16 protein-coding genes are annotated in these 8,442 nt (G+C 69.1%); all 16 read left to right on the forward strand.

The window, feature by feature from the left end:
• Nucleotides 1–102: 102 nt before the first annotated feature.
• A complete protein-coding gene (locus tag B207_RS0131565) occupies nucleotides 103–312 on the forward strand; it encodes a hypothetical protein (RefSeq protein ID WP_152991249.1) in 210 nt (69 codons plus the stop codon).
• Between the two features lie 55 nt (nucleotides 313–367).
• The gene (locus B207_RS0131570; protein ID WP_026311651.1) at nucleotides 368–799 is read left to right on the forward strand and encodes a hypothetical protein; all 432 of its coding nucleotides are present in this window, start codon (nucleotides 368–370) and stop codon (nucleotides 797–799) included.
• Entirely contained in the window at nucleotides 796–1,143 is a 348-nt protein-coding gene (locus B207_RS0131575; RefSeq protein WP_018640694.1) for a hypothetical protein, read from the forward strand. Before B207_RS0131570 ends, B207_RS0131575 begins: the two co-directional genes overlap by 4 nt.
• Before the next feature lie 48 nt (nucleotides 1,144–1,191).
• Complete coding sequence (locus B207_RS0131580; protein WP_018640695.1) at nucleotides 1,192–1,575, forward strand: hypothetical protein; 384 nt, start codon at nucleotides 1,192–1,194, stop codon at nucleotides 1,573–1,575.
• Complete coding sequence (locus B207_RS0131585; RefSeq protein ID WP_018640696.1) at nucleotides 1,572–1,955, forward strand: hypothetical protein; 384 nt, start codon at nucleotides 1,572–1,574, stop codon at nucleotides 1,953–1,955. The genes B207_RS0131580 and B207_RS0131585 overlap by 4 nt, the downstream gene beginning before the upstream one ends.
• Nucleotides 1,956–2,070: 115 nt before the next feature.
• Nucleotides 2,071–2,388: a hypothetical protein gene (locus tag B207_RS0131590; RefSeq protein WP_018640697.1), complete on the forward strand. Its 318-nt coding sequence runs from the start codon at nucleotides 2,071–2,073 to the stop codon at nucleotides 2,386–2,388.
• Between the two features lie 210 nt (nucleotides 2,389–2,598).
• Entirely contained in the window at nucleotides 2,599–3,603 is a 1,005-nt protein-coding gene (locus tag B207_RS0131595; RefSeq protein WP_018640698.1) for a DUF932 domain-containing protein, read from the forward strand.
• A 99-nt stretch (nucleotides 3,604–3,702) separates the two neighbouring features.
• On the forward strand, nucleotides 3,703–4,206 hold the full coding sequence (locus B207_RS0131600) for a hypothetical protein (RefSeq protein ID WP_018640699.1): 504 nt from the start codon (nucleotides 3,703–3,705) through the stop codon (nucleotides 4,204–4,206).
• Nucleotides 4,207–4,347: 141 nt separating this feature from the next.
• Nucleotides 4,348–4,707 (forward strand): hypothetical protein, encoded by a 360-nt coding sequence (locus tag B207_RS0131605; protein WP_018640700.1) that lies wholly within the window; start codon nucleotides 4,348–4,350, stop codon nucleotides 4,705–4,707.
• A gap of 58 nt (nucleotides 4,708–4,765) precedes the next feature.
• Nucleotides 4,766–5,086, forward strand: a complete 321-nt coding sequence (locus B207_RS0131610) for a hypothetical protein (protein ID WP_035743252.1) — start codon at nucleotides 4,766–4,768, stop codon at nucleotides 5,084–5,086.
• A gap of 117 nt (nucleotides 5,087–5,203) precedes the next feature.
• Nucleotides 5,204–5,596: a hypothetical protein gene (locus B207_RS0131615; protein ID WP_018640702.1), complete on the forward strand. Its 393-nt coding sequence runs from the start codon at nucleotides 5,204–5,206 to the stop codon at nucleotides 5,594–5,596.
• Between the two features lie 5 nt (nucleotides 5,597–5,601).
• Nucleotides 5,602–6,144: a hypothetical protein gene (locus B207_RS0131620; RefSeq protein WP_018640703.1), complete on the forward strand. Its 543-nt coding sequence runs from the start codon at nucleotides 5,602–5,604 to the stop codon at nucleotides 6,142–6,144.
• Nucleotides 6,145–6,448: 304 nt separating this feature from the next.
• Nucleotides 6,449–6,985 (forward strand): hypothetical protein, encoded by a 537-nt coding sequence (locus tag B207_RS0131630; RefSeq protein ID WP_018640705.1) that lies wholly within the window; start codon nucleotides 6,449–6,451, stop codon nucleotides 6,983–6,985.
• Nucleotides 6,986–7,027: 42 nt separating this feature from the next.
• Nucleotides 7,028–7,411: a hypothetical protein gene (locus B207_RS0131635; RefSeq protein WP_230205341.1), complete on the forward strand. Its 384-nt coding sequence runs from the start codon at nucleotides 7,028–7,030 to the stop codon at nucleotides 7,409–7,411.
• A gap of 138 nt (nucleotides 7,412–7,549) precedes the next feature.
• Nucleotides 7,550–7,855, forward strand: coding sequence for a hypothetical protein (locus tag B207_RS0131640; RefSeq protein WP_018640707.1), 306 nt, complete (start codon nucleotides 7,550–7,552; stop codon nucleotides 7,853–7,855).
• A 65-nt stretch (nucleotides 7,856–7,920) separates the two neighbouring features.
• Entirely contained in the window at nucleotides 7,921–8,190 is a 270-nt protein-coding gene (locus B207_RS0131645) for a hypothetical protein (protein ID WP_018640708.1), read from the forward strand.
• Nucleotides 8,191–8,442: the final 252 nt, after the last annotated feature.

Here is an 8,442-nt window from a genome sequence, read left to right on the forward strand (position 1 = left end):
CGGACGGTCGGAACGCTTCCCAGCGCGTAACAAGGTGAGGGCAGAAACCGCCCGAACCAGCTGGCGAACACGCATCCGGTTCGACACGAAAGGCATGTGGTCGTGTTCGACATTCTCGGTGATCGTGAGCGTGCGCTCGCGATTGTCCAGCGGCGCGGGCGGGATCACTTCCTGATGTTGCTGGATCGCCTGGCGTCGATCTACCACGGCTGCGACTGCAAGATCTACAAGTTCAGCCTGGAATGGATGGACGAACCGTACCTACTCAAAGCGCGGGGGATTCACGGCGACCTGCTGATCGGGTGGCGTTAGCCATCTACCGGCGGTTCGTCCGAAGCGTGTCACCCGTCATGTGGAGGGAGGGTCTGTGACCTGTGATGTTCTGTCTGAGGAGTTCGTGCGCCGCTTTGAGCGGGGAGTATGGCGCGAACTGATCGAATCGGCGATGGTCGAATGGTCGCCGGACGAGACCACGAACCTGTACGGCAGTGGTTTCGACGGAACGGAAACCGAGTATCTGCGCGGCGATCCCGCCGACGAAATCCGTGACTACCTGGAAGGCGCCGAGCCTGACCTGTCGTCACTGATCGAGCGGCTGGGAGATCGGGCACCGGGAGCCGAGAAGCTGGGCCGGGACTGGGTCCTGTCACGGCAGCGGCAGGGCGCGGGACTGTGGGACTGCGGCTACGGCCCGGAAGGGGACCGGCTGCACGAACAGGCGATCTTCTACGGCGACATCCTGCTAGAGATCTCCGGGGTCGAGGAGGACTGCGGCAGCTGGGTGGTGCGGGTCCTGTGACCGGCCGGCATCTGCGTGTTCACCATCGCGACTACTTCGACCACGAAGCGTACGACGGGGACATCTACCCGCACGGCGAACGGTCCGAGGAACTCGACTGCGAACCGGACGAGTACGACCGCGCGGACGGGCTCGGCGCCGTTGACCTTGCCGTGGCCCGGCTGACGGACTTGGGGGTCACAGAACCGTCGGGTGGCCCGGACTTTCCTGGGCCGCACTGCTGGTGGGGCGGCAGGACGACACTGAGCCACTACACCGGCGAGATGCGGGAGACCTCCGCGCATCCGGAGGGGTTTAGCGACGCCGAGTGCCGCGAACTCTGGGCCCGGCTGACCGGCGCATAGCCGACCCGCCTTCTGCGCTCTCTGCCTGATCTTTCGAGAGGTGGCGCCATGCTCGGCGTGCTCGCGGACCCCACGGTGCGGATCGGGGTCTACATCGACGATGACCATGACTACTACCTGTCCCCGCTCGGCGACCTCGACGTGATCACCGAGGAACGGGCCCGTTTCGCGGACGGGACCTGGGCTGCCTACGTGCTGACGATCGTGGTGGAGTGCCCGCACTGCGACCGCCGGTACAGCACGGACGTGCTCGGCGGTGTGGTGGTGGAGACGTCCGCGCGGGCCGGGTCGATCGTCTGGTCCGATGACCCGTTCCTTCAGGAGAACCCCGCCGACTACCTGACGATGCAGATCCGGGACCTGATCGCTCAAGAGCGTGACGCCCCGACCCCGGCCACGGCCTGGCTGCCTCTGCCCGGGGACGCATCGTGAGCCAGGTCGAGGCGCTGCCGCTCGCGAACGGGGCGCCCGCCCGCCGGGGGACGGCCGCGTTGCTGGTGTCCCCGCATCGGGAGCCGCTGACCGGTGGCGGCCCGGACGCCGTCCATGTCGAGCTGATCGTGATCCGCTCGGTGACCCGTGACGGCCGGGTGCGCGCCTACGAGGAGATGTGGCCAGGCGGGCGGCCCGTCCGGGTCGCCACCACCGCCTGGAAGATCAGCAGCCTGGTCGACGCCTCGGTGCTCGACCCGGACCATGCGGTCGCGATCGCCCGCGCGCACACCTACCCGGGCCACCGTCAGGTCCGCCCCTGGGCGTCACTCGCCGAGGCCCGCGCGGCGCTGCGCCCCGCCCGCACACCCGCCCCGTAAGCCGCCGCCGCGTGGCCGCCCGCCGGACGGTGTCCGGCGGCCCGTCGGGCGGTCCGAAGATCGCCGGCCATCGAGACGTACGTCGTCGGGTGCCCTGCGGCAGAAAGGAACGGCGATGGGCAATCAACCAGACGTCAGCTCCGACTCGATCGCCACCGCAATGCAGGAAATGATCTTGGAGGATGTCCGCGGCGGGAAGGTACCCGAGACCGTCGCTGCCTTCGAGCAGTTGCACGAGTTTGTCGATGCGAACGAGTACGTGTTGCAGGCTCGGGAGTCCCTCGGGCTGACGGCTCTGCCTGCCGATGCGGCCGATGCGGCCCGTGACAGCGCAGCCGTTGCCCTCGTCGATTCCTGGCTCGCGGGCAGGTCCCCCGCCCATCCCTCGGGTCGTCCGACGGCCCGACGCGCCGAGCCTGGGGATGCGCCGTAAGGCGGGCCGAGACGCTGCCGCTGACGAACGACACGCGGGCGCGCCGGGGCACGGCGCGTCAGTGCTCGACCCGGCCCGCGCGGCGCTAAGCCCCGCCCGCACACCCGCCCGTAACCCGCTTCCGCATGCCTGCCGCCGGACGGTGTCCGGCGGCCCGTCGGCATGCCCACACATCGCCACCCACCCCCACCACGCAAGGGAGAAAGCCGCATGTCGAAGGAAACCCTGACCTGGCTCAACCAGCACACGCTGATCGGTTTCACCGACAAGCGTGGCCACGCCTGGCACTACCGCGCCGACCAGCAGGGCGAGGCCAACCACTACCCGGGGCCGATCCCGGTCGACGACGTCGAGCGCCGGCTGTTCGACTGGACCGCGCTCGAACAGCCGATCTACGTCGAGTCCCCGGTCACCGGCGGTCTGGACGTCGTCCCGGACCGCAAGGCGATCATCCGGTCCGACACCGGCAGCGTGATGGGGATCTTCAGCGACGGCTACCAGCCCCACCCCTACAAGGAATGGTTGGTCGACAACGTCGCCCAGCTCCTCGATGACGATCTCGCGATCGGGTCGGCCGGGCTGCTGCGCGGCGGGGCGGTCGCGTGGGTGTCGGTCGAGGTCCCCGACACGATCACCACTCCGGAAGGGGTCGCGTTCCGCCCGAACCTGCTGGCCACCACGAGCTTCGACGGGTCGCTGTCGACGACCTACAAGCGGATCGTGACCAACGTCGTCTGTGACAACACGATGGCGGCCGGTCTGCGGGAGAAGGGCCAGCAGACCAAGGTCAAGCACTCCGCCAAGTCCCACCTACGGCTCGGCGAGGCCCGGGAGGCACTCGCGATCGTGCACACGATCGCCGACGACTTCGCCGCCGAAGTCGCCGAACTGTGCGCGCTGGGCGTGTCCGACCGGCAGTGGGCCGCGTTCCTGGACGCCCACGCCCCCATGCCGGACGAGAAGGGGCGGGCGCGGACCAGCGCCGAGAAGCACCGCGACGTCCTGAACCGGCTGTGGAACCACGACGAGCGGGTCTCCCCGTGGCGGAACACCGGCTGGGGTGTGGTGCAGGCGGTCAACACCTACACCCACCACGAGCAGACCGTCCGCGGTGCCACGCGGGCCGAACGCAACATGCTGCGCGCCGTGACCGGCGGGGCGGACAGCCTCGACGGTTCCACCCTCGCCACGCTGCGCACCCTGCTGCCCGCCTGAGCCGACCCCACCCACCTGCCACTGCGCCCGCCCCGGCCGCCGCCGGGGCGGGCGCAGTGCGCTACCCGCACAACTGACCGGAAGGGACCGGGTATCGCGATGTTCGCCGCACTGACCGTCGACGGCACGACCGTGAACAGCCTGGACGAAGACAGCAGCATCAAGCTGATCTTCGACGCCGACATCGAGTTCCGCTGTTCCGCCTGCGGGGCGGACCTTGTCGAGACCCCGCACGGCTTCGACGACAACGGCGACAACGCATGCCCCGCCTACCAGCCGGACGAGCCCGACGCGGACGGCACCGGACCGCACACGCCCGAACGGGTCGCGCTGTCGTGGTGCAACAGCGCCGGCATCCGCACCGACGAGGCCGACGACGCGATCACCCTGAGCCTGTCCACCGGCCACCCACTCGGCGCGTTCACGATCACCATCCGGCGGGTCCCCGACGATGCCGACAGCCCGCTCGCGGGACGGCTCCTGCTGCACCTGCCCTACCCGGACCAGCCGATGCCGCACGACCAGCTACACCCACTGCACCCCGGCACGTTCATCATCGGCCGGCCCGTCCCGGCCCGACGAGCCCGCCTGACCGCCGCCTGAGCACGCATTTCCCGACAGCCGGCGCCCCCCTGCCGCCTGCCCGTGGCAGCAGGCAGACGGCCTGGCCCCGCCCGGGACATACCCGCCGGTCTGCCCCGGGCCGGCGGTTCGCTACCGCTCCACGATCAGGAAGGCTCCCGCATGCCCCCGACACCGACGCACGCGGTCGCCACCGACTTCATCCTGTCGCACGCGACCGAACAGGACCTGACCCGCATCACCGAGACGGTCAGGCAGCGCCGGGCCGCCCTCACCGCGATCCGGACCGCGTCCCTGACCACCGGCACGCCTGTACGGATCGCTAACACCGAGGCCCGCTACCTCGACGGCCTGACCGGCACCATCGGCCAGATCGACGGAGCGCACGCCACGATCATCCTCGACGCCGCGTCGACGGACCGGCTGCGATTCACCCCCAGCTACGTGCGCTTCAACATCCCGTCCACTGCGACCAGCTTCGACCTGCACGGCATGCGGCTGAGCTGCTGCCTGCCCATCTGACCGGCTGACGTCCGCCGGGCAAGGCGGATGTTCAGCACGCCTGACAGGGAGATCAACAATGGCCCCTGCGCACAAGACGATGCGCGTGACCCTCGATGGCCTCGGCGAGTACGAGGTACCAGCCAACGATCTGCGCTGGAACGGCTTCGCCTGCCCCGGCTTCACCCTCGACCAGGTGCGTGAGATCGCTGTCGATCTGCACCTGTCCAACCTGGCCGTCGGCTCCGACGACCAGGAGACGATCATCGTCGGAGAGGACGAGATCGTCACGATCCACAACACCTGGTCGGACGACACGGAGACGGTCGAGCCCAACCCGCGCGACGGCCTGTACTACGTCGGCGGCTTCCGGTGGACCTGGGAGATCGTCGGCGAGTAGGCGCCGGACGCCGGCCGAGGACGCGCCGTCCGCAACACCGACCGGGCCGCGTCCCGGCCCCGCCCTCACGGCCCCGTGCATTCGCATACCCGCCCGCCCCGAAAGGGGGTCGTTCCTGTGCTGTTCGACCTGCCCGTGCTCCCGACCACCGACACCCACGATCTCAGCGCCGCCCTGTCCGCGATCAACACCGAGTTGCTGCGGCGGATCAACGCTGATGGCGGGTTCGCGTCGAAGGTCCACGAGCTGTACCCGACGGCCGTCGCCGTGCTCTGCGACGTGGTCTGGGACGAGTACCCGACCGCGTCCGCGGAAGGCGTGCTCCTCGCCGACGACACCGTGATCCCCGTGGACGCGCGGACCGCCCCGGACCTGTGGGGCGAGATCTGCGACGAGGTCGCGGATCTGGCCGCTGTCGACGGCGCGATCGGCGAGGACGTCACCCACGGCCATCTGATCCGCCTCGGCTCCCCGCCCGTGCTCGTCGGCGACGACCCGTCCCGGACCTGATCCCGATGGGCCGCACCGCAGGCCGCCGGACGTCTCCGACAGCGGCCGACGTCGACACGCGCCGCCGCCGACCGGTCAACCCGGGCGGCCCGCCGACCGACAATGACCGTCTCGACGCCCGTACGCTGCTCGCCATACTGACCGGCGGTGACACCAGCCGGCATGCGGCGCTGCATGCCGCTCACCTCGCCGACCACACCGCCCCCAGCTACGACCCCAACCGGGTCATCCGCATCCTGACCGCGCTCCGCGACCAGCTCACCGACGAGATCGACGCCTGGACCTATCACCGGATCTCCCGTGCCCACGCCGAGGAGAACTGGCGCAGTCACCTCGACGGTGGCAGTTGCTCCGCCTGCGTCGATCCCTGCGCGTTCTGCGTCACCTGGGCCGACTCGCTCAACTTGGAACGGGTCGAGCGTGCCGGCCGGCACGTCTGGCGACCCCGTTCCCACGTGGACGCGCAGCCCCGCCCGGCGACCCGACGCCGCCGCGCGGGCCGGGTCGCGGCGTCCTCACCCGAACGGAGCGACGGTGATGGCTCCTGAGTTTCCCTTGCCTTTGGGCTTCGTCCGCTGCCCGGTGGTAGCCGGCATCTACGTGCCCCGCGCCGGCCACGACGTGCCGCTGTGGGCCGTTGTCGCAGCCAGCTCCCAGCCCGGCGAATTCCACGTCGGTCTTCTCCGCGACGACCAGAACAGTATCCAAAGCTGGTAAGACCTTCCCGGCCTGGGTAAAGCGCTCGATCGGATGCGCGCCAAGGCCGATTCTGGGCGGACTCCCGCGACTAACCGAACCCTCCACCCGGGAAATTTTCCCCCGGATGGTCGTCCGCCATGGAAAGGAGCGGCAGTGAACCATGATTCCGAATTTCCCGAGCTGATGAGAAAGCTGCCGATCGACCGGCGCCGGAACGTGCCGATTCCCGCTGTCACCGCGCGCCATCCGGACGGGGAGCCAGACTTCTCGACCGTGGACGGCCGGGAGGCATTCCGTCTCGCCTCTGAGGGGCGGTGCGGTATCTGTGCCCAGCCGTTCGCAGAGGAGGTCGCGTTTCTCGGCGGCCCGGGGGCCGTCGCGGTCGGGGCCTACCACGATCCTCCGATGCATGAAGGATGTGCCGAGGCGTCCACCCGGCTTTGTCCCCACCTGGCCCGCCGGGACATGCGCCGGCTCACCGATCGGCGTTCCACTGGTGAGCTTCCCGCCGGAAACTCCCCGGGCAAGCCGGACCGGTGGGTGATGTGGATCTGCCGGGGATTCAGCGGGGCTGTCGTGAATGCCATGCCGGTGTTTCTTCCTGAACCCTACACCCGGCTACGGATCTTCACCTATACCGCCGAGGGCCAATTGCACGAAACCTTCGACACGACACCCGGCGGCGGGTGACCCCGCAGCCCTGCCCTTCCCGCTCCTGGAGAGATGGAGATCATGATGTGGAGAGGCTGTCTGCTGCTCGGCGTGCGATTTCTGCGGATGCCCCGGTGGGTCCCGCCGCCGGACCCGCGGTCGCGGCGTGAGCGGGCCCGTGACGTATTCGTCGACGCCCGCGACGCGTTGCGGATGGTGCTGGAAGACGATATCGAGGCCGGAACGCGGACCGAGTGGCCGTCGGCGACCGGGCTCGTGGTCGATGTCTACGCGGACGAACTCGGGGAGGCCCGCGCCCGGTTGATCGCCGTCCTCGCCGACGACGGTTCCACCGGTGACGTACGGGATGTGCTCGCCGAGTCGCTCGCCGACCTGCTCGACGAATGGGCGACCACCGCCAACGCCGACAGCACCGAGATCGTGTTCCGCCCACTACCCGAGTAGCACTGATCTCTGTTCGCCGCGCGCCCGCCTGCTGTGACGCCGGCCGCCTGGCGACCGGACTGCCCCCACGGACCGGCGTTTTCTCGCGATGCTCGATACGGACTTCCGCGCACGTTCTGAGCCTGGAAGGGACGACCGATGCCGGATTCATCGGTGAGTTACGGAACGATCGACATGTACGACGCGCTGCCTCCACATCCCTGCGCGAGCTGGGAACCGGGAAACGTGGGCAGCTTCTCCCTCCGCATCACCGCGCTACTTGACGAGAGCGGCGGAATTCTCGTCCACGTCGACACCGCGCTGACCCTGAAAGGCGCGGAGGAACCGCCGATCAGGGTCCTGGTCGACGACGGAGAGGTCTACAGCAGTCCCGCCACGCTCAGCGGCGACTGCGCCGACCCTGACCACGGACATCCCGTTCCCTGGCGCACTGCCAAGGGCTGAGCGAACACCCGCATGTCGATGCCGGGTATTCCACCCGGCTCACCACAGAAAGGAACGTGATTCCCATGTTCTACCTGAGTCGCCGTCGCCGCCGGGAGCTGCGGTTCTGGGTGTTCGTCCTCCTGTTCGTATGGCTGCTGGGCGTCACCGCCGCGCACAACGTCACCGTGTTCGCCGCCTACGGGGCGGTCGCCCTCGTCGCGATCACCGCTGATCTGACCGCCGGCCGGAGCCACCGTGGCCGGCGCCGCCGCCCGGCCCGGCGGGCACGGCCGGGTCGCACCCGCGTTCACCGGCCCGGACCAGGGCTGCGCAGAGATCGCACCAGGTTGTGATCAGTGACGTTCCGTAGCCACGTTGTGGGGCGCCTCAAGGTGCCTTGCGCGGAGCGGAGCGAGTTGGATGCGATCCCGCCACGCTCGCCCGGGATGGGCCGCACAAATCAAGGCCACGCACACCCGGATCAAATTCCGAGGAAACGACGCAGAGCTTCACCGGAGAAACTCCGGCAGCCGAATTACCGAAAACGTGGCCAGCCGTAGTGACGGAAGTGGCCTTCCAGTCGGATGATGAAAGCGCGACCAAAC

This window comes from Parafrankia elaeagni (assembly GCF_000374165.1).
In the GTDB taxonomy this organism is placed as follows: Bacteria; Actinomycetota; Actinomycetes; order Frankiales; family Frankiaceae; genus Parafrankia; species Parafrankia elaeagni.